The organism is Roseibium sp. (genome assembly GCF_051016195.1).
Classification (GTDB): Bacteria; Pseudomonadota; Alphaproteobacteria; order Rhizobiales; family Stappiaceae; genus Roseibium.
This window is the reverse complement of sequence record NZ_CP134616.1, coordinates 947,244-972,717: the sequence shown is the minus strand read 5'-3', so window position 1 is coordinate 972,717 and position 25,474 is coordinate 947,244. Positions and strand designations below refer to the sequence as shown.

The 25,474-nt window shown below is 59.8% G+C and carries 21 protein-coding genes; 10 read left to right on the top strand and 11 right to left on the bottom strand.

Annotated elements, in window-relative coordinates; genetic code table 11:
* Positions 1 to 108 precede the first annotated feature (108 nt).
* The 9 genes from RDA78_RS04445 to mutM all read right to left on the bottom strand — a co-directional run bounded on the left by RDA78_RS04445 (position 109) and on the right by mutM (position 12,410).
* Positions 109 to 2,025: a DUF3604 domain-containing protein gene (locus tag RDA78_RS04445; RefSeq protein WP_434054149.1), complete on the bottom strand. Its 1,917-nt coding sequence runs from the start codon at positions 2,023 to 2,025 to the stop codon at positions 109 to 111.
* Positions 2,026 to 2,411: 386 nt separating this feature from the next.
* Positions 2,412 to 4,865 (bottom strand): DNA topoisomerase (ATP-hydrolyzing) subunit B, encoded by a 2,454-nt coding sequence (gyrB, locus tag RDA78_RS04440; RefSeq protein ID WP_434054148.1) that lies wholly within the window; start codon positions 4,863 to 4,865, stop codon positions 2,412 to 2,414.
* A 132-nt stretch (positions 4,866 to 4,997) separates the two neighbouring features.
* Positions 4,998 to 6,146, bottom strand: coding sequence for a DNA replication/repair protein RecF (recF, locus tag RDA78_RS04435; protein WP_434054147.1), 1,149 nt, complete (start codon positions 6,144 to 6,146; stop codon positions 4,998 to 5,000).
* 36 nt (positions 6,147 to 6,182) lie between these two features.
* Positions 6,183 to 7,301: a DNA polymerase III subunit beta gene (gene dnaN, locus RDA78_RS04430; RefSeq protein ID WP_434054146.1), complete on the bottom strand. Its 1,119-nt coding sequence runs from the start codon at positions 7,299 to 7,301 to the stop codon at positions 6,183 to 6,185.
* 168 nt (positions 7,302 to 7,469) lie between these two features.
* Complete coding sequence (dnaA, locus tag RDA78_RS04425) at positions 7,470 to 8,945, bottom strand: chromosomal replication initiator protein DnaA (RefSeq protein WP_434054145.1); 1,476 nt, start codon at positions 8,943 to 8,945, stop codon at positions 7,470 to 7,472.
* Positions 8,946 to 9,098: 153 nt separating this feature from the next.
* Positions 9,099 to 9,539 carry a rhodanese-like domain-containing protein gene (locus tag RDA78_RS04420; RefSeq protein WP_434054144.1) on the bottom strand — a complete coding sequence of 147 codons (441 nt, stop codon included), beginning with the start codon at positions 9,537 to 9,539 and terminating at the stop codon, positions 9,099 to 9,101.
* 646 nt (positions 9,540 to 10,185) lie between these two features.
* Positions 10,186 to 10,452, bottom strand: a complete 267-nt coding sequence (gene rpsT / locus RDA78_RS04415) for a 30S ribosomal protein S20 (RefSeq protein WP_434054143.1) — start codon at positions 10,450 to 10,452, stop codon at positions 10,186 to 10,188.
* Positions 10,453 to 10,628: 176 nt separating this feature from the next.
* On the bottom strand, positions 10,629 to 11,402 hold the full coding sequence (locus RDA78_RS04410; protein WP_434054142.1) for an enoyl-CoA hydratase: 774 nt from the start codon (positions 11,400 to 11,402) through the stop codon (positions 10,629 to 10,631).
* A 114-nt stretch (positions 11,403 to 11,516) separates the two neighbouring features.
* Complete coding sequence (gene mutM, locus RDA78_RS04405) at positions 11,517 to 12,410, bottom strand: bifunctional DNA-formamidopyrimidine glycosylase/DNA-(apurinic or apyrimidinic site) lyase (protein WP_434054141.1); 894 nt, start codon at positions 12,408 to 12,410, stop codon at positions 11,517 to 11,519.
* Between the two features lie 215 nt (positions 12,411 to 12,625).
* Here mutM and ubiE point away from each other — a divergent pair, with 215 nt between their 5' ends.
* Together ubiE and ubiB are read left to right on the top strand one after the other, a co-directional pair.
* A complete protein-coding gene (ubiE, locus tag RDA78_RS04400) occupies positions 12,626 to 13,375 on the top strand; it encodes a bifunctional demethylmenaquinone methyltransferase/2-methoxy-6-polyprenyl-1,4-benzoquinol methylase UbiE (RefSeq protein WP_434056099.1) in 750 nt (249 codons plus the stop codon).
* A gap of 3 nt (positions 13,376 to 13,378) precedes the next feature.
* Positions 13,379 to 14,953: a 2-polyprenylphenol 6-hydroxylase gene (gene ubiB, locus RDA78_RS04395; protein ID WP_434054140.1), complete on the top strand. Its 1,575-nt coding sequence runs from the start codon at positions 13,379 to 13,381 to the stop codon at positions 14,951 to 14,953.
* 38 nt (positions 14,954 to 14,991) lie between these two features.
* On the opposite strand, the gene RDA78_RS04390 is transcribed toward ubiB, so the two are convergent.
* Positions 14,992 to 15,618: an alpha-ketoglutarate-dependent dioxygenase AlkB family protein gene (locus tag RDA78_RS04390; RefSeq protein ID WP_434054139.1), complete on the bottom strand. Its 627-nt coding sequence runs from the start codon at positions 15,616 to 15,618 to the stop codon at positions 14,992 to 14,994.
* A 22-nt stretch (positions 15,619 to 15,640) separates the two neighbouring features.
* Positions 15,641 to 16,453, bottom strand: a complete 813-nt coding sequence (locus tag RDA78_RS04385) for a glycine-rich domain-containing protein (RefSeq protein WP_434054138.1) — start codon at positions 16,451 to 16,453, stop codon at positions 15,641 to 15,643.
* Between the two features lie 338 nt (positions 16,454 to 16,791).
* Here RDA78_RS04385 and dnaK point away from each other — a divergent pair, with 338 nt between their 5' ends.
* The 8 genes from dnaK (at position 16,792) to hslU (ending at position 25,457) form a co-directional block, all read left to right on the top strand.
* Positions 16,792 to 18,714 (top strand): molecular chaperone DnaK, encoded by a 1,923-nt coding sequence (dnaK, locus tag RDA78_RS04380; protein ID WP_434054137.1) that lies wholly within the window; start codon positions 16,792 to 16,794, stop codon positions 18,712 to 18,714.
* Between the two features lie 164 nt (positions 18,715 to 18,878).
* The gene (dnaJ, locus tag RDA78_RS04375; RefSeq protein WP_434054136.1) at positions 18,879 to 20,006 is read left to right on the top strand and encodes a molecular chaperone DnaJ; all 1,128 of its coding nucleotides are present in this window, start codon (positions 18,879 to 18,881) and stop codon (positions 20,004 to 20,006) included.
* Between the two features lie 80 nt (positions 20,007 to 20,086).
* Positions 20,087 to 20,749: a class I SAM-dependent methyltransferase gene (locus RDA78_RS04370; RefSeq protein WP_434054135.1), complete on the top strand. Its 663-nt coding sequence runs from the start codon at positions 20,087 to 20,089 to the stop codon at positions 20,747 to 20,749.
* Between the two features lie 335 nt (positions 20,750 to 21,084).
* Positions 21,085 to 22,221, top strand: coding sequence for a peptidoglycan-binding domain-containing protein (locus tag RDA78_RS04365; RefSeq protein WP_434054134.1), 1,137 nt, complete (start codon positions 21,085 to 21,087; stop codon positions 22,219 to 22,221).
* Positions 22,222 to 22,356: 135 nt separating this feature from the next.
* A complete protein-coding gene (locus RDA78_RS04360) occupies positions 22,357 to 22,938 on the top strand; it encodes an NADPH-dependent FMN reductase (protein WP_434054133.1) in 582 nt (193 codons plus the stop codon).
* 125 nt (positions 22,939 to 23,063) lie between these two features.
* Positions 23,064 to 23,624 (top strand): ATP-dependent protease subunit HslV, encoded by a 561-nt coding sequence (gene hslV / locus RDA78_RS04355; RefSeq protein ID WP_421980961.1) that lies wholly within the window; start codon positions 23,064 to 23,066, stop codon positions 23,622 to 23,624.
* A 6-nt stretch (positions 23,625 to 23,630) separates the two neighbouring features.
* The gene (locus RDA78_RS04350; protein WP_434054132.1) at positions 23,631 to 24,149 is read left to right on the top strand and encodes a GNAT family N-acetyltransferase; all 519 of its coding nucleotides are present in this window, start codon (positions 23,631 to 23,633) and stop codon (positions 24,147 to 24,149) included.
* A 3-nt stretch (positions 24,150 to 24,152) separates the two neighbouring features.
* Positions 24,153 to 25,457, top strand: a complete 1,305-nt coding sequence (gene hslU / locus RDA78_RS04345) for an ATP-dependent protease ATPase subunit HslU (RefSeq protein ID WP_434054131.1) — start codon at positions 24,153 to 24,155, stop codon at positions 25,455 to 25,457.
* Positions 25,458 to 25,474 lie beyond the last annotated feature (17 nt).

Sequence of the window (25,474 nt, the reverse complement as noted above, 5' to 3'; positions counted from 1 at the left end):
GCAGCTTCGGGCCGAAAGAGGGATTTTGCACAAGCGCCAGCTGGCACAGTTAACGGGCCCGCTGCTTCTGCCCGCTGGTTGATTGGAACCGCGGGGACAGTGCGCGACTCAATCGCCAGCCTTGTACCAGATAGGCGACGTGTACGCCCGATCCTGCACGCTGGGCGGCACGGTCTCCGGCAACGGAACGCCATAAAAGACAGCGTCGTAGGTTGTCCAACGTGGTTTTGGAATTTCGATCACGCGGACGTAGTAGAAAGCATCTTCGGAGGCGTCGAACTCCGGGTCCTGCCAAAACCCCGAAAGGGCCGCAGACCCGATCGTGTTGGTAAAGGTCGCCTTTTCGATATTCACGGTGTTTCCGACCGCTTCGCGGGCGCGTCCATCCGGGCCTATTTGCCGGTCACCGGATACCGCGATGTCGTAAACTCTCTCATGCGTCTCGCCAGCTGCGTCAATCCAGCCCTTGATCACCTGGATGCGGTCTAGGTTAGCGCCGTCCGGATCACGCAGAGCCTGCACCATCAAACGAGGGGTTGCGTTGTCCGGTGCCTGTACCAGGTCGCCGCCCATCGGGACGCCGCGCTGATATCCGGTCGTGACAAAATCCTGCGCCCCCAGATCGTCTTGCGTGAAATCCCATCCGGCAAAAACGCGCACCCGGATACGCGATCCGGTCGTGGCATAGGCCTCCTTGCGCGTCAGTGCATCGAATATCTCGCCGCGCGTGTTTTCCCGCGCCCAGACCGCCGTCAGACCGGCGGCCGATTCCTGCGCGGTCAGGATGCGCAATGCAGGGTCCTCGGCTGGTATGACGTCGATATTGTGTCTGGTCGCGGAAGGCTCGGTGTGTTGATACTTTCCGAAATAGTTGTCTTCGCGTGTGGTCGGGATTGCCGTGTGGGCATCGGTCGTTCCGTAAAAGCCGAACTTGAACGGGTTCACCCCCAATTCCCGTTCGACTTCCAGTCCCACCTTTAGCGCGGAACGGGCATATTCGTAGCGCAGCATTTCGGGTGTCTTGGGGACGCGGCCGGACAGGTTGCCGACATCCCAGCTTTCGAAATCGGCAAACTCGTCTTCGGGCGACAGAAGCGGATGGGTTTCTTCATCGCCTTTTATCTGCGTCATTTCGTGCATCGGCTCCCAGCGGATCCGTTTCCTCGCATAGTCGGCATCCATCGGTGTGCCGTCGAATTTCGTCGGAGAGAACATGAGGCCGTTGCTCATGTTCGCATTGTGCGGGACCGCGATCACCTGTCCGCCGGTCGACGCTTCATATCCGGCAAGGTAGTCCCAGAGGAGTTCAGGATCCGACCCCTCGAAAAACGTGAACGGACGCGTCCGGGACGTGCGCTCCGCGCCGTCGCGAAACAGGACCACGCGGTGGAGATTGTCCCCTTGCGGAGTAAAGGTCCACTCGAAGCCGGCCAGCGCGGTAAAGCTGCCCGGGTTGTTGTAGGCGTCGACCGTCTCCACAATATCCAGCCAGATATCGCCATCCAGTCCGAGCCCTTCGGTCGGATCACGCCCCTGCACAGTTCCGATATCGATGATATCGGCGAATGCCGCCATGCGGCCGTCCTGGCCCGAGTTGAATTTTTCGAAAGTTTGGCGTCCCCACGCGTCCGCGAGCAGACGCGGGTCCCCTTCACGAATGGCTGTCGCCAGTCCGATCATCTCTGCATGTTCGGTAATCGCGAGGAAATCTAGGGGCCGTATCAACTGCACCGGCTGACCGGTGTTGGAGTTGACTTTCTCGCCGCGCGCGATGCGAAAGGCATCGTGCATGTTCAAACTTGTACCGATCAGACCGGCGTCGAAGGAAATCTCGGTATGAAAATGCAGATCGCCGAAGAGCACCTGGTCCGGATAGGCCCGATTGACGAACGGAGAATAGTTTGGGCCACTCTCCACGATGTCTGTGGACACGGTGCCTTCGAATGCGCTGGCGCTATTCGGAAATGCAAAAGCGAACGCAGTTGCCAAGACCAGAAAACACTTCTTGAAATCTGTTGCAGACATTTTGATTAACCCCAACATGCAAGACGGTCATTAGTGTTGCGTCAGGGGTACTGGTTGGCAATTGGGATAAATAACTACCGTTAGGGCAGTTAAACCTCAGCATACATTTGCAGAATTTTTTGGCGCGAACTGCCAACGGCTGGTCCGGGGCCGGACATGGCCCCTTCTCGGCGAACGATGGGCAAGGGCAAGAGTCTGATCTTCGGGATCGACTCGAAATCCGAAAACCCGTTTCAGCACGACGTGAGGCTCATGTCCCACAATTCAGACAGAATGTTAGGTTCCGTCTAAGCTATTGAAAATTATGAAGACAGGTTGATACTCGCCCGCCGCTTCGCGAAACGAAATGCGTTCCGCGAAGCGTCATGCGCTTCCCTTCACGGCCATTAGATATCCAGGTTTGCCACGCTCAGTGCGTTTTCCTGGATGAACTCCCTGCGCGGATCCACCTCGTCGCCCATGAGCTTGGTGAAGATGTCGTCGGCGTCGTCCGCTTCCTTCACCTTGACCTGAAGCAGCGAGCGGACGTTCGGGTCGAGCGTCGTTTCCCAGAGCTGTTCGGGGTTCATCTCGCCGAGACCCTTGTAGCGCTGCAGCGAAATGCCCTTCTGGCCGAAGCTGTAGACATGGTCGAGCAGGGCCCTCGGGCCACGGATTTCCGTTGGCACGTCCTTGCGCCGGAGCACGGCGGCCTTGCCGTAGACTTCGTTCAGGTGGTCCGCGTAGGCAGCAAGGCGGCGGGCATCGGCGCTGTCTAGGAGGGCTGCGTCGATGGTTGCGGCTTCCTCGACGCCGCGCACCGTGCGCTGGAAAACCAGGCTGCCATCGTCCTGCGCAACGCCCGTCCAGCCGCGTTCGAACTCGTCTGCGAGAATGTCCATGCGGCGCGCGATGTAGGCGGCAGCCTCTTCGGCCTTGGCACGGTCTTCCAGGATTTCAGTGTTCAAGGCACCCGCGATCGCCGCCTGTTCGACCACATCGCGATTGTAGCGCGAATGCAGTCCATCGAAGATCTCGGCGATCTTGCGCGCGTTCTCCACGACGTTGTGAAGATCCTGGCCCATACGGACCTCACCGCTTGCGAGCGTGAGCGAGGTTTCGTCGAGACCCTGCGCGATCAGGTAGTCTTCAAGGGCGGGCTGGTCCTTGAGGTATTGCTCTGACTGGCCGCGCTTCACCTTGTAGAGCGGCGGCTGCGCGATATAGACATAGCCGTTGTCGATCAGTTCGGGCATCTGCCGGAAGAAGAAGGTCAGCAGCAGCGTCCGGATATGAGCGCCGTCGACATCCGCATCCGTCATGATGATGATCTTGTGGTAGCGCAGCTTTTCGATGTTGAACTCTTCCTTGCCGATCCCGGTGCCGAGCGCGGTGATCAACGTGCCGATTTCGTTGGAGGAGAGCATCTTGTCGAAGCGCGCGCGTTCCACGTTGAGAATCTTGCCGCGCAGCGGCAGCACCGCCTGGTTTTCCCTGTGCCGGCCCTGCTTGGCCGAGCCGCCCGCGGAATCACCCTCCACCAGGAAGAGTTCGGCCTTGGACGCGTCCCGCTCCTGGCAGTCCGCGAGTTTTCCGGGCAGGGAGGCAACGTCGAGCGCACCCTTGCGCCGGGTCAGTTCGCGCGCCTTGCGGGCCGCCTCACGCGCCGAGGCGGCCTCGACCACTTTGGAGACGATCGCCTTCGCCGGGGCCGGGTTTTCTTCCAGCCAGTCGTTGAGCGTTTGGGCGATCAGGTTCTCCACGACCGGCCGGACCTCCGAGGAGACGAGCTTGTCCTTGGTCTGGGACGAGAATTTCGGATCGGGCACCTTCACGGAAAGGACGCAGGTCAGGCCTTCCCGGCAGTCGTCGCCGGACAGCGAAACCTTTTCCTTTTTCATGAGGCCGGTCGCTTCCGCATAGCCGGTCACCTGGCGCGTCAGCGCCGCGCGGAACCCGGCAAGGTGCGTGCCGCCGTCGCGCTGGGGAATGTTGTTGGTAAAACACAGCACCTGTTCATGATAGCTGTCGTTCCACCACATCGCCGATTCAACGGTGATACCGTCCTTTTCGGCCTTCATCGTGATCGGATCCTCGATCAGCGGGTGCTTGGCCCGGTCGAGATAGCGCACAAAGGCTTCCAGGCCGCCTTCGTAGAAAAGTTCCTCGACAACATCTTCAACACCGCGCTTGTCCGTCAGGATGATCCGGGCGCCGGAGTTCAGGAACGCGAGTTCGCGCAGACGGTGCTCAAGCGTGTTGAAGTCGAAGTCTGTCTTGCTGAAGGTCTCGGTCGACGGCAGGAACGTGACTTCGGTGCCCTTCTTGCCGTTGGCCGGACCGACAACCTTGAGCGATGCCTGTGCTTCGCCATGCGAGAAGCTCATGAAATGCTCTTTGTCGTCGCGCCAGATCCTGAGATCGAGCCTGGTAGAAAGCGCGTTGACCACCGAGACGCCGACGCCGTGCAGACCGCCGGAGACCTTGTAGGAGTTCTGGTCGAATTTACCGCCCGCATGCAACTGGGTCATGATGACCTCGGCCGCCGACACGCCCTCTTCGGGATGCAGGTCGGTGGGTATGCCGCGCCCGTTGTCGGAGACGGTCACGGAACCGTCCGGGTTGAGCGTCACCGTCACGTGGTCGGCATGACCGGCCAGCGCTTCGTCGATCGCGTTGTCGACCACCTCGTAGACCATGTGGTGCAGGCCGGATCCGTCATCCGTGTCGCCGATATACATGCCCGGGCGCTTGCGCACTGCGTCGAGCCCCTTGAGGACCTTGATGGAGTCCGCTCCGTAGTCGGCACCGTTTTCAGCTTCAGGGGTCGGAATAGGCTCTGACGAGGACGTGTCGCTCATGCGAATCAATCACCAATCGGTTTGTCTGTTATCACCCCGTTATACGGGGTTCCCCGGGGTGTTCAACCGCACGCGGCCCGTCGTGAAGCCAGCGAAACGATTATGGTGGAAAACCACAAGATTCAGGCGGTTTTATGAGGTTGGCGCAGGTGTGATCGACCGTGCTTCTCCGCTGCCGATTTCAAGGACCTGGGCCTCCGTCGGCAGCGCCTCGAAAAGCGCCTGGTCCGTGCCGGTCATGAAGACCTGCCCCCCAAGCATGACGAGCTTGGAAAAGAGGGCTGCCCGCCGGTCCGGATCGAGATGCGCGGCGACCTCGTCCAGGAGCAGAATGGGTGTCATCCCGCTGACCTTGGCGGTGAGTTCACAATGGGCGAGGATCAGTCCGATCAGCAGGGCCTTCTGCTCACCGGTCGAAGCGAGTGCTGCTGGCATATCCTTGGCGGCGTGGCGAACCTTGAGGTCACTGAGATGCGGACCGTTGAGCGTGCGGCCCGCCGCGCGGTCCCGTCCCCGGCCGTTCGCAAGCAAGACACGGTAATGTTCTTCCCGGTCGGCGGCATTCATGCCGGCGGTGTCGCGTTCAAACGCCCCCTCCAGTTCCAGCGATGCATGCGGAAACGGCTGGCTCTGCGTTTCCTGGTCGGCAACCGTCTGCGCAAGCAGATCGACCGTTTCCCGGCGGGCGATGGAGACGGCTGTTCCAAGTTCCGCAACCTGCTGTTCCAGGGCCGAGAGGAAGGTGTCCGTTCCTCCCTGTTCCAGCAGCTTGTTGCGCTGGCGCAGGGCGGTTTCAAAGTTGCCGACGCGGCGGCCGTGGCCAGGATCGACCGACAGCGTCAGCCGGTCGAGAAATCTGCGCCGGTCCGAGCCGGGGCCGGTGAAAAGACCATCCATCGCCGGAACCAGCCAGAGCACGCGCACGTAGTCCAGCAGCGTTTCCGAACCGCGCACATCCTCGCCGTCGATGCGGACCTTGCGTCCGCTCGCGCCTTCCACAAGCCCCGTCCCGAGCTTCGTTTCCAGCCCGTCGAGTTCAACCGTTGCGGCAACGCTCCAACTGCCGGGACCCGGGCTTCGGGCTATGTCGGCGAGTGTTGCGCGACGCAGGCCGCGCCCTGCCGTGAGAAAGGAAATTGCCTCCAGAACGTTGGTTTTCCCGGCACCGTTGGCCCCGACAAGCGCAACCATGCTGGAGGCGACGGGAAACGACAGTCGTTCGTGGTTGCGGAACTCGGTCAGGGACAGGCGTGTCACTCTCGCCGTCCTGAATTCGCTCATCGGCCTGCTTCCGCTTCAGCGCCCGCCGACCCGAGGTCAGACGCGCATGGGCATGAGGACGAACAGGCAGTCTTCGACCGTGTTGTCCTGAATCAGCGTCGGCGACCCGGAATCGGCAAGGCGAAACAGGGCGGTGTCGCTGCCAAGCTGATTTGCGATGTCGAGCAGATAGCGGGAATTGAAGCCGATTTCGAGCGGCTCTGCATCATATTCAACCGCCACTTCCTCTGTCGCGCTGCCCGAGTCCGGGTTGTTGACCGTGAGGACCATCCGGCCTTCGTCGAGCGACAGTTTGACCGCGCGTCCGCGCTCTGAGGAAATCGTCGAGACACGATCGACGGCTTCCTTGAATTCGTCCCTGTCGACCCGCATCTCCTTGTCGTTGTTTTGCGGGATGACCCGCCCATAATCGGGAAACGTGCCATCGATCAGCTTGGATGTAAGCACGATGGACCCGGTGGTGATCCGGATCTTGGTTTCCGAAAGTTCGATCTGAACATTCGCTTCGGGGTCCTCCAGCAGTTTCTGGATCTCGCCAACCGTTTTCCTTGGAACGATAATGCCGGGCATGCCGGACGCGCCTTGCGGTGCGATCACCTCTGCCTGGGCCAGCCGGTGCCCGTCGGTTGCCACGGCGCGGAACTGCTGACCGTTGGCGGCGTCCACGGTGTGCAGGTAGATCCCGTTGAGATAGTACCGGGTCTCCTCGGTCGAGATCGCAAATTGCGTGGTGTCGATCAACTTGCGGATATCGGCGGCCCCGAGAGAGAAGCCGTGGCTGAAGTCGCCGGCTGTCAGATCCGGGAAGTCGGTCTCCGGCAGCATCTGCAGAGTGAATTTCGAACGGCCCGCCCGGATCTCGAGCGTGGCGTTGTCTCCGGTGGTTTCCAGGACAACCTGCGATCCTTCCGGCAGCTTGCGCACGATGTCGTAAAACATGTGCGCAGGAACGGTCGTCGCACCGGGCAATTCAACCATGGCCGGCACGGATTCGACGATTTCAAGGTCCAGGTCGGTGGCCTTGAGGTTGATCGTGTTTCCGTCGGCGCGCAAGAGAACGTTGGACAGGATGGGAATGGTGTTACGCCGCTCGACCACCCGGTGAACGTGCGTCAGGGACTTGAGGAGATCGGTCCGCTCGAGGGTCGCTTTCATACGCTTCTTCCGTGCTCGTGAGGTGTCGGGAATAGCGTCCCGACCAATCTGGACATTTGGGCTCCTATCGGGAGCGGGGGAAGACACTGCCCTTAACCGCGGTCAAAAGCAAGGGGGCGTCCGTGCGGAACGCCCCCAATTTCGATTGAAAATCGTGCCTTGCCGCGGTCAGGCGTCCAGCATGCGTTTCAGCAGCTCGAGCTCCTGGGCAAGCGCATAATCCGCACGCGCCAGTTCCTCGATCTTGCGCACCGCGTGAAGCACCGTCGTGTGGTCCCTGTTGCCGAACCGGCGCCCGATTTCGGGAAGCGAGCGCGGGGTCATCACTTTCGCAAGATACATTGCGATCTGCCTTGGACGCACGATCGTGCGTGTCCGGCGGGCGGACAGGAGATCCGCCTTGGTGACGTTGTAGTGCTTGGAAACGACACGCTGGATGTCCTCGATCTTGACGCGACGCGGTTCACTGGAGCGTACCAGGTCGCGCAGGGTCATCTCGGCCATTTCCTGCGTAATCGGCTGATTGGTCAGCTGGTTGTGCGCGATCAGGCGGTTGAGTGCGCCCTCAAGATCCCTTCCGGAAGACGCAACGTGGCGCGCGACATAGTCCAATACGCTCTCAGGCACCGCGAATTGCGGGTAGGACTTTTGCGCCGTTTCGACGCGGGAAAGCAGGATGTTGCGGCGAAGCGTGAAATCCGGCTCCTGAATGCCGACGACGAGACCGCCGGACAGGCGCGAACGCACACGGTCATCGAGGGTGTCAAGTTCGGAAGGCGCGCGGTCGGCAGCCACGATCACCTGGCGTGCGCCGTCGATAAGCGCGTTCAACGTATGACAGAACTCCTGCTGAACCTGCTTCCCATGCAGGAATTGCATGTCGTCGATGAGCAGCAGATCGATCGTCCGCAGCGTGTCCTTGAAGGCCAGTGCGGATTGTGATTTCAGCGCCGCCACGAACTTGTACATGAAGTGCTCGGCGGTGAGGTAGAGCACCTTGTGTCCGTTTGCCCGCGCCTTCGCAGCGACCGCCTGCATCAGGTGGGTTTTGCCAAGTCCGACTGCAGCGTGAAGGTAGAGAGGATTGAAGGTAACGGCACCACCGGCGGCAACCTGACGTGCCGCAGCCAAAGCCAGATTGTTCGACTCGCCTTCAACGAAGGTTTCAAACGTGTATTTCGGTTCAAGCGCGGCACCCTGCAGCACATCGCGTGCGCTGTCCGTGTTGGTGTCTCCACGTCCGAGAGCGGCCGTCGCCGCCTGGGCGCGCGTTACCTGGGAAGCATCCGCGAGCGCGTCTGCCCGGCCATCGGCGCTGATGGGTTTGACGCCGCTGGGAGCCGCCAGGCCGGGTTGCGCGACCGGAGTCTGCCTGGGGCGGATCGCGCCGCGCACAGTCAGCTCGATGCGATGAACGTTGTCGCATTCGCGCTGCCACAGACCCATCAACTGGTCATTGTAATTGTTCTGAATCCATTGCTTTAGGAATCGGGTCGGAACAGACAGCCGCACCGTGCCGTCCTGGTGTTCCTCGAGGTCTACGCGCGCAAACCAGCTGGTAAAAACATCATCGCCCAATTCGGCGCGAAGTTGTTTTTTGACCCGCTTCCAATGTTCGGAGCCACCTGCCTCCTGAACCTGCATATCATTTGCCTCCTGTTTCCTGAAGACCGGTCCGCCACAGCCGATCTTCGACGCCTTGCTGCTTTTGCAGCGCTATTTTGTCCCTTTTGGGACGGTTATATCGTTGGCGGCAGTTTTATGCCTGCCGCCGCTCCCTGTCATTTCGAAGGGAAACTAACTCTGAATCCAGGGCAGTCCGGCGGCCTTCCACCCGGACTGTGTGCCGCGATGACGATCTGCGTCCAGCGGCCCCTCGAACCCGTCTGATATGTTGAAACACTGCGTGTGCCCGGCCTGAGTCAGGACTGTTGCTGCCGCCTGGCTCCGGGCACCGGAGCGGCACAAGAAATAGATTGGAGCGTCCAGGTCAAGCCCTTTTTTCGAGACATGGCTCGAGACTGCATTTGCAAACTCTGGATTCGGGCCGGAAGAGGGAAAGCTCTGCCATTCAACGAGTACTGCTTCCTTGCCGAGCGGGCGCAGATCCGGCACGCCGACGAAGGACCACTCGGCCTGAGTGCGCACGTCCACGAGCACCGCATCAGCCCGCTCGGCGAGCGCATCAAATGCCTCTCGCGAGGTTATATCACCCGCGTATCCACCCACGCTTTGCACGATTGCCCCCTCAGATAGCGCAAGACTATCAGTTCAAAGTATTGCCGTTTATTTTGAAGTGGAGATTTAGTTCGGGAATGAACTAAGAACCCTGTGCATTGAATACAAGTATGTATCCAACCCACGATTTGGAGACCGCGTGCTCAGCTATACATCGTTTAGACTTATTCATGTTTGTTCCAAGCACCGTTTTTACGTTGTGTGCTGGTCTTCGTCGCCAGCCGTGCCCCTAATATACAGACGGATTTAGAGGGGGCAACAGCCACTTTTGACGATTTCCGGAAAAGCCTTGTTTTTGCCCCAACGTCAAAGTTTTTTTGTCCGTTGTGGGCGAGGGAGCAAATGCTTTTGGCGGCAATAACTTTTTGCTCTCGGGCACACTGTCACAATTTAAAAACGGCCATTTCAAAAAAAAATTCAAACAGGATCTATTGACTCGTATCGAATCCGGTTCGATTGAGTTTTCTGATTCCTACATGTGTGTAAGATATTGATTAAAAACAAATTTCTGTGTCAGCATGTTGGCTGGTAAAATTTACGATAGGCAACACGAAAAATGCAAAAGATTGTCATCCACAAAATTACACGGCTAAAAAAAACCCGGCAGTGATGCCGGGTCTTTTTAACGGTCTGATGACGTTGCGATTCAAGCGCTGAGAGCCTTGATCCGCGCATTGAGCCGGGAAACCTTCCGGGACGCCGTATTGGCGTGCATGACGCCCTTGGAAGCGGCGCGCATGATTTCGGGCTGGGCTGCCTTGAAGGCTTCGCTTGCTGCAGCCTGGTCACCGGAAGCGATGGCTTCTTCAACCTGGCGCAGATAGGTGCGCACGCGGCTGCGGCGGGCTTTGTTCGTGGCCGTCTGGCGGGCAATCTTACGGGCCGCCTTCTTGGCCGATGGTGTGTTGGCCATGGGCTCAATCCTGATCGGTAATTGGGACAAGTGTCCGGTGGCGATCGGGATCTAAGCGCATCGGCGTTAAGACCCGATCAAAAAACAAAGGCGGCGGAAGACCGCCACCGATTGGGCGCTGCTTATAATCGCGCTTTGTGTCGCCGTCAACGGCTTTATCAAGGCAACCGCCAAGATTATTTGTTGCGGAACTGGGGTGCGCGCTTCTCCGAAAACGCGGTCATTCCCTCTTTCTGATCCTCCAGTGCAAACATCGCCTGAAAGACGCGGCGTTCGAAGCGCACACCCTCAGAAAGTGTCGTTTCGTAGGCCCGGTCGACGCTCTCTTTCGCCATCATCACGACGGGCAACGAGAACTCCGCGATCTTTTCGGCGACTTTCAACGCCTCTTCCAGCAGGTCGTCTGCCGGCACGATCCGGCTGACGAGACCGCTGCGTTCGGCTTCCTCGGCATCCATCATGCGTCCGGTCAGCACCATTTCCATCGCTTTGGACTTGCCGACGAAACGCGTGAGCCGCTGCGTGCCGCCCGCGCCGGGGATCACGCCAAGCGTGATTTCGGGCTGACCGAACTTGGCCGTGTCTGCCGCAATGATGAAATCGCAGAGCATCGCCAGTTCGCATCCACCGCCCAGAGCATATCCTGCAACGGCCGCAATGATCGGTTTGCGGTTGCGCGAGACGCGGTCGAACGGGGTGATCAGGTCCGTCTGATAGGCAGACGAAAAGTCGTGCGGCAGCATTTCCTTGATATCAGCGCCGGCGGCAAATGCTTTTTCTGAGCCCGTGATGACCACGCAGCCGATGCGCTCGTCCTCGTCAAAGCCGTCCAGAGCAGTTCCGAGTTCGGCAATGAGTTCCGAATTCAGTGCATTCAACGCCTTCGGCCTGTCGAGGGTGATCAGGCCGACCTTGCCACGCTTCTCGACACGAATGTTCTTGTATCCCATTTCGCCTGCTCCCAGTGCCAGCACCTGTCAGTGTTACGCGACATGCCTAACCGACCCGGGCCCGGTCTGGCAAGGTTGGCAAAAGGTGGAACGCTGCAGCGGCGTTTCCGTGGGTCAGGTCTGGCAGGACGGACAAAAGAAGGTCGAACGGTTGGACTGGACGACGCGGGCGACGGTACCTTTGCACCCGTTCGTCCGGCAGGGCTCGCCCTCGCGGCCGTAAACGGCAAAGGAGTGCTGAAAATACCCGAGCGTCCCGTCGGTCTGGGCATGATCGCGCAAGGAAGATCCGCCTGCCCTGATGGCGTCATGCAGCGTTTCCCGGATGTTGGCTGCAAGAAGATTTGCCTTCTTGGTGGCCCTGCCGGTTTTCGTGACGAGGGATCCGGCGGGCCGGAGCGGACTGAGACCACTGCGCCACAGCGCCTCACATACATATATGTTGCCAAGACCCGCGATCAGCTTCTGATTGAGAAGGGCAGCCTTCAGCGGTGTTTTCCGGTCCCTGAACAGCCTTGCCAGCGCATCGCCGCTCAGATCATTGCCAAGCGGTTCGAGACCGAGGTCCCGGAAGAGCGGATGATCGGCAATCCTCTGGCGCGGGATAAGGTCCATGAAACCGAAGCGGCGCGGGTCGTTATAGATGATGCGTGCGCGCGTTCGGTCGGAGGTCTGAAGATGAAAGATCACATGATCATGCTTGGGATCCTTGTTGCGCGGGTGTTCAAAGGATCCGGGTGTTTCGTTCAAAACATCATTCTCGATCCGGAACGAGCCCGACATTCCAAGGTGCATGACCAGGACATCGCCGCTGTCGATATCGGCAAGCAGATACTTTGAGCGCCGGGACAACGCGGAAACGTTCTGCCCGGCGAGACGGGACACGAACCCGTCCGGAAACGCGAACCTGAGGTCCGGCCGATTCTGGTCGACGGACAGGATCTGCGCGCCTTCCAACGTGGGTGCCAGACCCCGTTTGACCGTTTCGACTTCCGGCAATTCGGGCATTTGCGAATGTCTCCCCACTGGTGTCTGCGTCTGTTGCGCGCTATAGCCCTGCGGCAAATGGCTTTTCGTGGCCGCGAAAGATAGCGCTTGTGAGGTGCTTGTACTATTGTCCGGCGCGATTTGAAGCAAATTTAAGACAGCATCCGCCAGGAGGCGCAAACATGACGCAACAGGCTCAGGGCAAAGCGGGAAACTCCGGCCGGGCGCCGGAGGACATGCCGACCAGTTTCGGTTTTTCCAAGGTCGCAGAGGGGCGGAAGCAGCTGTTGGTCGACGATGTCTTTCACAAGGTCGCGGAACGCTACGACCTGATGAACGACCTGATGTCCGGCGGTTTTCACCGGGTCTGGAAAGACGCGATGGTGTCCTACCTTGCGCCGCCGAAGGCACCGCGCTCCGCGTGGCGGCTGCTGGACGTGGCCGGCGGCACCGGCGACATCGCCACCCGTGTCGTGCGCAAGTCGAACGAGGCCGTGACCGCCGTTGTCTGCGACATAAACGAATCCATGCTGTCCGTCGGGCGCGACCGGGCCGCGAAGGCGGGTCTTGAGGACCTGATCACCTTCTCCCAGGGCAACGCCGAGGAACTGCCCTTTCCCGACAAGAGCTTTGACGCCTACACGATCGCGTTCGGGATCCGCAACGTTCCGGACATTCCCAAAGCGTTGCGCGACGCGCGCCGCGTGCTGAAGCGCGGCGGGCGTTTCCTCTGCCTTGAATTTTCCGAGGTGGACGTGCCCGGTCTCGACAAGGTTTACGACACGTTTTCCTTCAACGCGATCCCGCCGATCGGCAGATGGGTGACCGGCGACGCCGATCCCTATCAGTACCTTGTTGAGTCGATCCGGAAATTCCCGAGCCAGGAACGGTTCGCGGACATGATCCGCGATGCCGGTTTCGAACGGGTCGGTTTCCGGAACTACTCGGGCGGCATCGCGGCACTGCATTACGGCTGGAAATTCTGACTTATGGCGGTGATGCCTTTCTTCCGCCTCGTGCGGGCCGGGTTCGTAATGGCGCGCGAGGGTGTGTTCGGCCTGGTCTCCCTGCCGGATCTGCCGCCCGGACCGCGGCTCGGAATTGCGCTTGCACGTTTGCTTGAACGGCGCGCCGTCAAGGACAAGAGTGCCGAGCTTCGCCTGTCGGACGCTCTGAACAAACTGGGTCCGTCTTATGTGAAGCTGGGGCAGTTCCTCGCGACCCGGGCAGACGTCGTCGGCAAGGACGCGGCGCGGGAGCTGTCTGCACTGCAGGACCGGCTGCCGGCCTTCGATCATAACGATGCCCGGGCGGCCGTAGCCGAACAGCTCGGGCGTCCGGTCGATGAGATCTTTGCCGAGTTCGGCGAAGCGGTCGCGGCCGCCTCCATCGCCCAGGTACACCCGGCAATCATCCGCCGGGACGACGGCACGGAGAAGAAGGTCGCGGTCAAGGTCTTGCGGCCCGGCGTTTCGCGCCGGTTCCAGCGCGATCTGGAAAGCTACTATCTGGTTGCCCGTCTCGCCGAACGGTTCCATGCGCCCTCGCGCCGCTTGCGTCCCGTTGCCATTGTCGACACGCTCGCCCAGTCGGTCGCCATCGAGATGGATTTCCGCCTGGAAGCGGCAGCCTTGTCGGAAATGGCGGAAAACACGGCGGAGGATCCGGGTTTTCGCGTTCCCGCCGTGGAATGGCTGCATACCGCCAAGGGCGTCCTGACCATGGAATGGATCGATGGCCGCAAGATGTCGGACGTCGAAGGCCTGATCGAGGACGGTCACGACCTGGAGGCGCTGGGTGCTGCCGTGATCCAGAGTTTCCTGCGCCATACGCTGCGCGACGGCTTCTTTCATGCGGACATGCACCAGGGGAACCTGTTCGTTCAGGAGGACGGCACGCTGGTCGCCGTCGATTTCGGCATCACCGGCCGCTTGAACAAGCGGGAGCGCAGGTTTCTGGCCGAGATCCTGTTCGGCTTCATCACCCGCGACTACAGGCGCGTCGCGGAAGTGCACTTCGAGGCAGGTTATGTCCCGTCCAATCAGGATGTCGACATGTTCGCCCAGGCGATCCGGGCGATTGGCGAGCCCATTCACGGTCATGACGCCAGTGAGATTTCCATGGCGCGGCTGCTGACGCAGCTGTTCGAGGTCACCGAGCTCTTCGAAATGCGCACCCAGACCCAGCTGATCATGCTGCAGAAGACCATGGTCGTGGTCGAAGGGGTCGCCCGCTCGCTCAATCCGAATCTCGACATGTGGCGCACGGCCGAGCCGGTCGTCGGCAACTGGATCAAGGAAAATCTGGGCCCGGTCGGCAAGCTGCGCGATGTGGGCGACGTGATCACCGCGCTCACAAGAGCCGCGAACGACCTGCCGATCTTTGCGGACCGGATCGGGCACATGTCCGAGGCACTGGAACACATGACCCGGGACGGGCTCAGGTTCGATGCCGCGACCGCCGAGGCCATCGGCCGCGCCGAGGCGCGGCATACCCGGTCCGGACGGATCGCGCTCTGGGTCATTGCCGCCTGCGCGCTGGTCCTGACTTATCTTGCGATCTGAGAGGGCGCTCTCAAGCAACTTCGGGCGGAACCGCGTCGTCAATCCGGCGGTGTCACCCGTCTCAGTGTCAGGTTGATCCGCCCGCCATTCTTGAGCAGTGTGGATGTTCCCTTGAGCACCCTGTCGATGCCGTGAAAGGCCAGACGGGCGTCACCGCCCAGAACCACGACGTCGCCGGATTGCAGGCGGAAGGACTTTGTCGGGTCGTTCCGCTTGAGGCCGCCGACCCGGAAGGTTGCCGTGTCGCCGAGCGAGACCGACACAACGGGTGCATCGAAGGTCTTTTCATCCCGGTCCTGATGCAGGCCCATCTTCGCGCCTGTCTCATAATAGTTGATCAGGCAAGCCTCCGGCTCGGCAGCGTCGGAGGCGACGTCCTGCCAGAGCGCCCTGAGCCGGACAGGGATATCTGGCCAGGGACGTCCCGACACAGGATGATCGGGCTGATAACGGTAGCCCTCGATATCCGACACCCAGCCGAGCGGGCCGCAATTGCTCATCTTCACCGAAAACGGTTTGCCGGTCTTCGGCATCACGGGCTGATAGAGCGGCGCTTCGGCGACAGCCGTGCGGATCTCTTCGCACAGCGCTTCCTGGGCGGTGCGGTCGAAATAGCCCGGGAGATAGGAAAGGCCGGTCAGGCCATTGATCGGAATATCCTGCATGGTGTCTTCATACAGGAGTTCCTCAGTCGCCGCAGCCTCCACAGCCGGAGCCGCCGCCACCGCCGCCGTCGCCGCAGCCTGCGCCGCACCCCGACGCATTTCCCGATGCCTTGCTGAGAATGGCCCGGATCGCGATGATCAGGAAGACAATGCCGATCACGAACCAGGCGGTATGCTCGCTCGCCCAATGCCAGACCATGTTGCGCATCTTTTCAAAAATGGTATCTCCGGCCGGCTCTCCATGGGCAAAGGCGAGCCCGGTCCCGAAGAGCAGCGCAAATAGAAAGAGCAGTGCACCATAGGCGCGCATGGGAACGGACCCCAGATGCCGGGTGGTCCTTAGAACCCATCCGGGCACGGCGGGTTTGGAGACAATCCAGACATCTTTCGAGTTGACCCGCTGAAAGTGGGGTGCCTTGCCGAAGCGGATGGCGGCGGACGGCCATATATCGGCCGGAGGCTCCGTGCCGAACTCGGTCCGGTAAAGATCCAGCGTTTTTTCATAGGCCTCCCGGAAGAGCGCGGCCTGATTTGCCCCACCTTTGGTTGGCATATGGTGCAGGGCGCCGCCGAGCGCGTCCTTGAACGCACCCCAATAGTGGCGCGTGTAGGTGAGATGCAGGTGCCAGGCCTGATCGACCTCGTCGCTCGGTGTCACCATTCCGGCTTTCATCCGGCTGAGATAGGCAAAGCGCTGGTATTCGGTGATCACGCTCAGAGCAAAGTCATGCGTCCAGCCGTTGTCGCGGGCGAGCCGTTTCGAGAATGGAAAATCGGCCTCCACGTCGTCCGGGTGGCAGGTGCTTATGCGGGTCCAAAGGTCGGGGTCGTTCATGGCAGCCTCCGCAGGCCTGACGGAAAGGGTCGGGGCGGAGCATAAATCCAAAGGCTGAACCAATTCCGAACGGGCCGGAAACCTTTGCATGTGGTTGCCGATTTGCTATTGACCCCGGCAGAGTAACCAACTGGAGGATTTATCCACCAGCGCAGGGCATTGTCATGGCTCACATGTCTTGCAGGGATTGTTTCATCCACCTATATAGCGATCAAGCTTTGCGCCAAATCCCGAGCATTTGCTCTGGCGCATCGTCCGGGATTTCCCGGAACCCAAGTGAGAGGAGCCGGACTGACGCCTTCATGGGTCTATCCGGTTTGCTAGAAAGAGAGGCACATATGGCAAAGGTCATTGGTATCGACCTCGGCACGACCAACTCGTGCGTCGCCGTCATGGACGGCAAGGATCCCAAAGTTATCGAAAACGCTGAAGGCGCCCGCACCACACCTTCGATGGTGGCGTTCTCCGACGACGGAGAGCGGCTGGTGGGCCAGCCGGCGAAACGCCAGGCGGTTACAAACCCCACCAACACGCTGTTCGCAGTCAAGCGCCTGATCGGGCGCCGGTATGACGACCCGACGGTCGGCAAGGACAAGAAACTTGTCCCGTTCGAAATCGTCAAGGCCGACAATGGCGATGCGTGGGTGGAAGCCAACGGCGACAAGTACTCCCCGTCGCAGGTCTCCGCTTTCATTCTGCAGAAGATGAAGGAAACGGCCGAGAGCTATCTCGGCGAGACGGTAACCCAGGCGGTCATCACCGTTCCGGCATACTTCAACGATGCCCAGCGCCAGGCGACCAAGGATGCCGGCAAGATCGCCGGTCTGGAAGTCTTGCGCATCATCAACGAGCCGACTGCGGCAGCACTCGCCTACGGTCTGGAAAAGAACGACGGCAAGACCATCGCGGTTTATGACCTTGGTGGTGGTACCTTCGACGTCTCCATCCTGGAAATCGGCGACGGTGTCTTCGAAGTGAAGTCCACCAACGGCGACACCTTCCTTGGCGGTGAAGACTTCGACATGGTGTTGGTCGACTATCTCGCAGCCGAGTTCAAGAAGGACCAGGGCATCGATCTGAAAAACGACAAGCTGGCTCTGCAGCGTCTTAAAGAAGCTGCCGAAAAGGCCAAGATCGAGCTGTCGTCCTCGTCCCAGACCGAAATCAACCTGCCGTTCATCACGGCCGATGCATCCGGTCCGAAACACCTGACGCTCAAGCTGACCCGCGCGAAATTCGAATCGCTCGTGGAAGATCTGGTCAAGCGGACCATCGACCCGATGAAAGCGGCTCTGAAGGACGCCGGCCTTGCGGCTGGTGAAATCGACGAAATTGTTCTGGTCGGCGGCATGACCCGCATGCCGAAGATCCAGGAAACCGTCAAGACTTTCTTCGGCAAGGACCCGCACAAGGGCGTGAACCCGGACGAAGTTGTCGCCATGGGCGCAGCGATCCAGGCCGGCGTTCTGCAGGGCGACGTCAAGGACGTACTGCTTCTCGACGTAACCCCGCTGTCGCTGGGCATCGAGACGCTTGGCGGTGTCTTCACCCGCCTGATCGACCGCAACACGACGATCCCGACCAAGAAGAGCCAGGTGTTCTCCACCGCTGAAGACAATCAGACGGCAGTAACGATCCGGGTCTTCCAGGGTGAGCGCGAAATGGCGGCGGACAACAAGGTCCTTGGCCAGTTCGACCTCGTCGGTCTTCCTCCGGCACCGCGCGGCGTACCGCAGATCGAGGTCACCTTCGACATCGACGCCAATGGTATTGTCAACGTGTCCGCCAAGGACAAGGGCACCGGCAAGGAACAGCAGATCCGCATCCAGGCCTCCGGCGGTCTCAGCGACAGTGACATCGATCAGATGATCAAGGACGCTGAATCGCACGCGGATGAAGACAAGAAGCGCAAGGAACTGGTTGAAGCCAAGAACCAGGGCGAATCTCTCGTGCACTCCACGGAGAAGTCACTCAAGGATTATGGCGACAAGGTCTCCGAAGACGACAAGTCCGCGATCGAAAGTGCCTTGGAGGCGCTCAAGTCCGCTCTTGAAGGCGAAGATCTGGAAGACATCAAGGCCAAGACGCAGGCGCTTGCCGAAGCTTCCATGAAGTTGGGCGAAGCCATGTATCAGGCAGCTCAGGCCGACGCTGAAGCGGAAGACGGAGGCAGCGAGGAAGCCACCTCTGAAGCCGAAGACGACGTTGTCGACGCGGATTTCGAAGAAGTCAAAGACGAAGACGACAAGAAGTCCGCTTAAGCCACGAAAATGCAGCCAGCCGGTCATCCGGCTGGCTGTTCAATTTTGGCGCCGGTCGCAGGTCCGTCCGAAATTGCGGACGCTTGTGTCCGGCGTTTTCGCCGTGATTGGCGCCGGAAGTGTCCCGGCTGCCGTGGGCGCAACAACAAGACCGAGAGATCTTGATGTCCAAACGTGATTTCTATGAGGTGCTGGGCGTATCGCGCGACGCGGATGAAAAGGCGCTGAAGAGCGCTTACCGCAAGATGGCAATGCAGTATCACCCCGACCGGAACCCCGGCGATGGGGAGGCCGAAGCCAGGTTCAAGGAAGTCAACGAAGCCTACGATACCCTGAAGGACGGTCAGAAACGTGCCGCTTATGACCGGTTCGGTCATGCCGCTTTTGAGAACGGCGGATTTGGCGGAGGCGGCGCAGCGGGTGCGCACGACTTTTCCTCCACCATGTCCGACATCTTCGAAGAGTTTTTCGGAATGGGCGGCGGCCGCCGTTCGGGTGGCCGGGAACGCGGTGCCGACCTTCGCTACAATCTGGACATCAGCCTCGAAGATGCCTTTACCGGCAAGACGGTCGAGATCGAGGTACCCACCAGCGTCACCTGCGACACATGCGCCGGTTCCGGTGCCAAACCGGGTACGAGCCCGACGACGTGCCGGACCTGCGGCGGCTCCGGCCGTGTTCGCGCGGCGCAGGGGTTCTTCACGCTGGAACGCACCTGTCCGAGCTGTCAGGGCAAGGGGCAAGTCATTACCGATCCTTGTGAGAGCTGCGGCGGTTCCGGCCGGAAGACCCAGGAGCGGACCCTGTCGGTGAACATTCCCGCCGGCATCGAGGACGGCACCCGCATCCGTCTTGCCGGAGAAGGCGAAGCCGGCGTGCGCGGAGGCCCGGCGGGTGATCTTTACATCTTCCTCTCCATCAAGCCGCATGACCTGTTCCAGCGTGACGGAGCGGACCTTTACTGCCGTGTCCCGATCTCCATGTCGACGGCGACCCTTGGCGGCCAGTTCGATGTTCCCACCGTTCAGGGCAGCACAAGCCGGGTGAAGGTGCCCGAAGGAACGCAGACAGGAAAGCAGTTCCGTTTGCGCGGCAAAGGCATGCCGGTGATGCGGTCCAGCCAGCACGGCGACATGTATATCCAGGTGACAGTCGAGACACCAACCAACCTGACACGTCGGCAAAGAGAACTTCTTGCAGAATTCGAGAAGGAATCGTCCGGTGAAAATCACCCGGAATCTGCCGGATTTTTCTCCAAGGTAAAAGACTTCATCGACAATCTCGGGACCTGATCAACGCATTGCGCGCGCCTGTCTATGGCATTTCCCTACCGGCAGCTCTATATTCCGATTCTGGGGGTCGGTGAGGTAACATGCTGAAACGCAACAGTATTCATGTTGAGCGTCTTCGTGAGAAGCTGGACAAGGCTGCGGCCGTTCGGGCCAGGGTTCTCGATGAAATGAAATTTATCCGGTCCTGGGCTCAAAACCCTTTGCGAACCGGGGCCGTTGCACCCTCCGGTCCGGACCTGGCAGCGAAAATGGCATCCTACCTGACGCCTCGTCCTCATTCGCGTGTCGTCGAGCTGGGTCCCGGAACCGGGGCTGTCACCAGGGCGCTGTTCGAACGCGGTTTTGCGCACGGCCAGCTGAACCTGATTGAATACAGCGCCGATTTCTGCGAAATGCTCAGCCACAGGTATCCTGGCCTCGCAGTCTTGCAGGGGGATGCTTACGCGCTTGAAAAAACGCTTCAGTCCGCCGGAGGGTTTCTTTCTGGCGAAAAGCAGACGGATCACACGCTGGACGGCATTGTGTCTTCGCTGCCACTGCTGACGCGTCCGGAAGCGGTGCGAAAGAAACTTTTGAACGAGGCGCTCACCCTGCTGAAACCCGGCGCACCTTTCATACAGTTTTCCTACGGTCTGGTGATGCCCGTATCACCAGACAGCCGCGCAGTATCCGTTCATACGTCGGAATGGGTCTGGAAAAACCTCCCGCCGGCGCGCGTCTGGGTTTATCGAAAAGGGCATTGACCGGACGGATCTGCTGCGTCAGGTGCCGGACCGGGGTCGGGGTCGCTCGTGAAACAGTCACGCCCCGTGTCGCCCGGTTGTCGATTGTCCGCTGCGCTCAAGCTCGAACAACACGGTGTGCCATCGGGGCTTGTCTTTCCGAACCCATCGCCGCCAGCTTAGAGAACGGTTCGTTCCGGCGTCTTTGAGTGTCATCATTCCGATTCAGAATCTGAAAAGAAAATTCCTGCGTTACGCTCGGATTCTGGTGACAGCGATCACAGATTCCGCGCCGAAACTGCGGTAGCTATCCAGGCTCCCTCTGTTTTTGAATTAGATGATTGGGTTTCTTCGAAATGATCAATTCCAGTATCGGTATAACCGGTTCCGTGGGCCGGTTCGGAAAGAATGAACATCTGGACGTCAAAACGGTTCAGACTAGGCTCAATGCGCTCATGGGTGCGTCGCGCAAGGCACTGGTGGTCGATGGCAAGGTTGGATCAAAAACAATCGGCATGGTCAAGGACTTCCAGGCAAGCGTCGTGAAGCTGCGCCGGCCGGACGGACGCGTCGACCCCGCCAAACGGACCATCATGGCCATGAACGATCCGAATTCTGCTTCGGTCTGGCAGAGGATGTGCATTCCACCTGAGGCGAACCCGGCAACCGTATCGAATGATACGGTTCGCGATGACAGGTTGTCCCCGGGCGAGAAACTGCTGGCGAAGGAAGCGGCCAATCTCGGTGAAAGCAGCGCATTCGATGAGTTCCGTCGGGAGTTCATCGACAAGAGCGTCCCCGACATGAAGAAATTCCTCGGTTCGATCGGACGGGCCGAAGACGCGCGCAAGGTGATTGCCGCCTGGTCGCAGCTGCGCAAATGGGGATTCTCCGCGTCCGAGGCCCGCGAGGTGATGAAAGCCATCTCGGGCATGAAGGGCCGGCAATTCGGCGCCCTTGATGTGATCGGCAAACCAACGTCCAGGATGGGCAGGTTCATGGGAACGCTCGGCGGCAAGGCCGGGGCAGCGGGCCACGTCGTGACACTGATCGAGGTTGCCGACAAGTTCGAGCAGGGTGACTATCTTTACGGGACGTCGGAGCTCTACAAGCATTTCATGGGCAAGGCGATTCCCTGGGCCGGCATGGTGGAAGGCCTGCAGAGCCTCGTTGAGGCGCTCGCGCCGGGAGCCGCCAAGAACAGCAAGGTCTTCCAGGTTATCCGTGCGTGCGATCCCATTGGCCTGGGCGCATCGGGTGTCGACAGCATGACGACGCTCGTCCTTGGAACCGTTCACCTCATTCAGACCGGGAACATTGACATGGCCCGCCTGAGCCGCCTTGTCGACCGCATGAAGCAGGGTCCGACCCGGCTGTTTGCCGAAATGGGTGAGGATCTTGGCGACTCTGTCTATGAAATGTCCAGGTGGCGCAAGGACGACTGGTCCTACGCGGTCAAGTCGATCCCGGGTTTCATCGCGAGTCTGTTCTGAATGGGATGACGGTCAGGGCGCACCGTGCGCTGCGCCCGCCGCAGGATGTTTTCTGACAGAAAAACTGGATAAGCACTTCCGGTTTGCCATATCAAGGGGATCTTTCCGGCTACTCTTGTTCGAAAGGGTCTCTTGATGCGCAATCCGAAGATTATTGTCTGTTCTGGATCGGTGCGGGGTGGGTCGCACAACACCAAACTGGCGGCTCTGGCCGCCAAGCGATTGTCAATCCTGGACGCGGATGTGACGCATCTCTCGCTCAGGGATTATCCGCTGCCGATCTACGATGGCGATCACGAATCCGCAAATGGTACGCCTGAGAATGCCAAAAGGCTGCACAGGCTTTTTGTCGGCCATGACGGCGTTTTTCTTGGGTGCCCGGAATACAATGCCGGTGTTACACCGCTTCTGAAGAACACCCTTGACTGGATCAGCCGCGTCAAGGAACCGGGCGAACCCTATAAAAACAAGGTTTTCGCTCTCGGGGCGGCGTCTCCCGGAGGCTTCGGCGGCCTGCGCGGCCTCATTGGCATGCGGACGATCCTTGAAGTGGGCCTTGGCGCGCTCGTTCTTCCGCAGATGGTATCTGTTCCAAAGGCCTCGGCGGCCTTTGACGACAAGGACGACCTGGCTGAAGACCGGGTAAGCGGCCAACTCGACAAGCTTGTCGAAGCCCTCCTGAGAATGACCAGGGTGGAGATATCGCATTCCCTGTGATGCAGCCCGGAAGCAGGGCGCTATCCGCTGAGACGAATTGATTTCTTGGAAAAGACGGAAAGGCCGCCTACATAGGTCGGCAGCATTGAAAAAACCAATAAGCTTAACAAACCCAAGAGGAATGAATGAGCGAAACCCGCGAACCGGCCCAGTGGCACGGGACGACGATCATGATGGTGCGCAAGGACGGCAAGGTGGTTATCGCCGGCGATGGCCAGGTCTCTCTTGGCCAGACGGTGATCAAGCATTCCGCACGCAAGGTGCGGCTGCTCGCAAAAGGCGAAGTGATCGCCGGTTTTGCGGGGGCAACCGCGGATGCCTTCACCCTGTTCGAACGCCTCGAAGCAAAGCTTGAACAGTATCCGGGCCAGTTGATGAGGGCATGTGTCGAACTTGCCAAGGATTGGCGGACAGACCGGTATCTGCGCCGTCTGGAAGCAATGATGCTGGTCGCCGACAAGAATGTCTCGCTGGTCCTGACCGGGACCGGAGACGTTCTGGAGCCGGAAGGCGGCGTCATGGGCATCGGGTCCGGTGGCAACTACGCCCTGGCCGCAGGCCGGGCTCTGGTCGACACCGACTACGATGCCGAGACCATCGCACGAAAGGCGATGGCGGTGGCTGCCGAGATCTGCGTCTACACCAACGAAAGTGTCACGGTAGAGACGCTCGATACGGCCGGGTAAACCGTCGTGATCTCTTTCCGACCCGTCCTGGAAGAAGACCTTGCCTTGCTGGCACGCTGGCTGGACAAGCCGCATTGGCGGCAATGGTGGGGTGATCCGGAAACGGAACTGCGGGAAATTGAGAACATGGTGGAGGGACGTGACACGACACGTCCCTATATCTTTCAAAAGGATGGCAGCGACAAGGGATACATCCAGGTCTGGTTCATAAAGGACCAAAAGGATCCGGACTTTGTTGTCGAATATCCCTGGTTGACCCTGCTGCCCGATGAGGCTGTTGGCGTCGACTTGTCGATCGGGTTGCAGGAGGATCTGTCGTCCGGATTGGGAACCGAGGCATTGCGGGCATTTGTCCGGATGCTCCTCGAGGAAGGTTATGTCCGGATCCTGATCGATCCGGACCCGCAGAACGAACGTGCAGTCAGGTGTTACCGGAAGGCCGGGTTTGAGGTAATCCCCGAACTTGTCGGAAAAACGGACGACTGCTTGCTGATGGAATTCAAGAACACGGAAGGCAAGTCATAAGAGATGACGGATTTTTCCCCGCGTGAGATTGTTTCGGAACTCGATCGCTACATTGTTGGCCAGAAGGACGCAAAGCGCGCCGTGGCGATTGCCCTGCGCAACCGTTGGCGGCGGTTGCAGCTTCAAGGACAGATGCGCGAGGAGGTTCTGCCCAAGAACATCCTCATGATTGGCCCGACCGGCGTCGGCAAGACGGAAATATCGCGCCGTCTCGCCAAGCTGGCGAACGCACCGTTTACAAAGGTCGAGGCAACCAAATTCACCGAAGTCGGCTATGTCGGCCGCGACGTGGAGCAGATTGTTCGCGATCTTGTCGAGGCGGGCATCACGCTCATCCGCGACAAGAAACGCGAGGAAGTGAAGGCCAAGGCCCATGTTCTGGCCGAAGAACGTGTCCTCGATGCGCTGGTCGGATCAAACGCGAGCCCCGCAACGCGCGAGAGTTTCCGCACGAAACTGCGCGATGGCGAGATGGACGACAAGGAGATCGAGGTTGAGGTCCGCGCCCAGGCGCAGATGCCGAGCTTCGATTTGCCGGGGATGCCGGGCGCGAGCGTCGGCGTCATGAACGTATCCGATCTTCTCGGCAAGGCCTTCGGCGGACAGACAAAGACCAAACGGACGACGGTGAGCGAAAGCTACGAACTGCTCATCAACGAAGAGTCCGACAAGCTGCTCGATGAGGACAAGGTTGTTGAAGAGGCGATCGAGCTCGTTGAAAACGCCGGGATCGTCTTTCTGGACGAGATCGACAAGATCTGCGCACGCGAAGGCAGGGCCGGTGCGGACGTCTCGCGCGAGGGTGTGCAGCGGGACCTGTTGCCGTTGATCGAGGGCACGGTCGTCTCCACGAAACACGGTCCGGTCAAGACGGACCATATCCTCTTCATCGCCTCCGGCGCGTTCCATGTTGCGAAACCGTCTGACCTTCTGCCCGAGTTGCAGGGGCGTCTGCCGATCCGTGTCGAGCTGAGAGCGCTGAACAAGGATGACTTCAAGGCGATCCTGACGGAACCGGAGGCCAGCCTGATCAAGCAATATGTGGCTCTGATGGAAACGGAAGAAGTCAAGCTCGCCTTCACCGATGACGCCATTGACGAAATCGCCTCCGTTGCGGTTGATCTCAATGCATCTGTTGAAAACATCGGTGCGCGCCGTCTCCAGACCGTCATGGAACGCATTCTCGACGAAATTTCCTTCACTGCACCGGATCGGTCAGGCGAAACTGTTGAGATTACTGCGGATTTCGTGAAGGAGAATATCGGTGACCTGGCCAAGAACGTCGATCTTTCGAAGTTCATTCTGTAGAGAGACACCTGCAGCAG

Bases quoted from the DNA above. Each gene is read 5' to 3' on its own strand.
- ubiE (WP_434056099.1), top strand. From the start codon at position 12,626: ATGCCGACCAGTTTCGGTTTTTCCAAGGTCGCAGAGGGGCGGAAGCAG.
- hslU (WP_434054131.1), top strand. From the start codon at position 24,153: ATGACGGATTTTTCCCCGCGTGAGATTGTTTCGGAACTCGATCGCTAC.
- RDA78_RS04410 (WP_434054142.1), bottom strand. From the start codon at position 11,402: ATGGGATACAAGAACATTCGTGTCGAGAAGCGTGGCAAGGTCGGCCTG.
- rpsT (WP_434054143.1), bottom strand. From the start codon at position 10,452: ATGGCCAACACACCATCGGCCAAGAAGGCGGCCCGTAAGATTGCCCGC.
- dnaA (WP_434054145.1), bottom strand. From the start codon at position 8,945: ATGCAGGTTCAGGAGGCAGGTGGCTCCGAACATTGGAAGCGGGTCAAA.
- RDA78_RS04365 (WP_434054134.1), top strand. From the start codon at position 21,085: ATGATCAATTCCAGTATCGGTATAACCGGTTCCGTGGGCCGGTTCGGA.
- RDA78_RS04385 (WP_434054138.1), bottom strand. From the start codon at position 16,453: ATGAACGACCCCGACCTTTGGACCCGCATAAGCACCTGCCACCCGGAC.
- gyrB (WP_434054148.1), bottom strand. From the start codon at position 4,865: ATGAGCGACACGTCCTCGTCAGAGCCTATTCCGACCCCTGAAGCTGAA.
- RDA78_RS04360 (WP_434054133.1), top strand. From the start codon at position 22,357: ATGCGCAATCCGAAGATTATTGTCTGTTCTGGATCGGTGCGGGGTGGG.
- ubiB (WP_434054140.1), top strand. From the start codon at position 13,379: ATGGCGGTGATGCCTTTCTTCCGCCTCGTGCGGGCCGGGTTCGTAATG.
- mutM (WP_434054141.1), bottom strand. From the start codon at position 12,410: ATGCCCGAATTGCCGGAAGTCGAAACGGTCAAACGGGGTCTGGCACCC.
- dnaK (WP_434054137.1), top strand. From the start codon at position 16,792: ATGGCAAAGGTCATTGGTATCGACCTCGGCACGACCAACTCGTGCGTC.
- dnaJ (WP_434054136.1), top strand. From the start codon at position 18,879: ATGTCCAAACGTGATTTCTATGAGGTGCTGGGCGTATCGCGCGACGCG.
- RDA78_RS04370 (WP_434054135.1), top strand. From the start codon at position 20,087: ATGCTGAAACGCAACAGTATTCATGTTGAGCGTCTTCGTGAGAAGCTG.
- RDA78_RS04445 (WP_434054149.1), bottom strand. From the start codon at position 2,025: ATGTCTGCAACAGATTTCAAGAAGTGTTTTCTGGTCTTGGCAACTGCG.
- hslV (WP_421980961.1), top strand. From the start codon at position 23,064: ATGAGCGAAACCCGCGAACCGGCCCAGTGGCACGGGACGACGATCATG.
- dnaN (WP_434054146.1), bottom strand. From the start codon at position 7,301: ATGAAAGCGACCCTCGAGCGGACCGATCTCCTCAAGTCCCTGACGCAC.
- recF (WP_434054147.1), bottom strand. From the start codon at position 6,146: ATGAGCGAATTCAGGACGGCGAGAGTGACACGCCTGTCCCTGACCGAG.
- RDA78_RS04390 (WP_434054139.1), bottom strand. From the start codon at position 15,618: ATGCAGGATATTCCGATCAATGGCCTGACCGGCCTTTCCTATCTCCCG.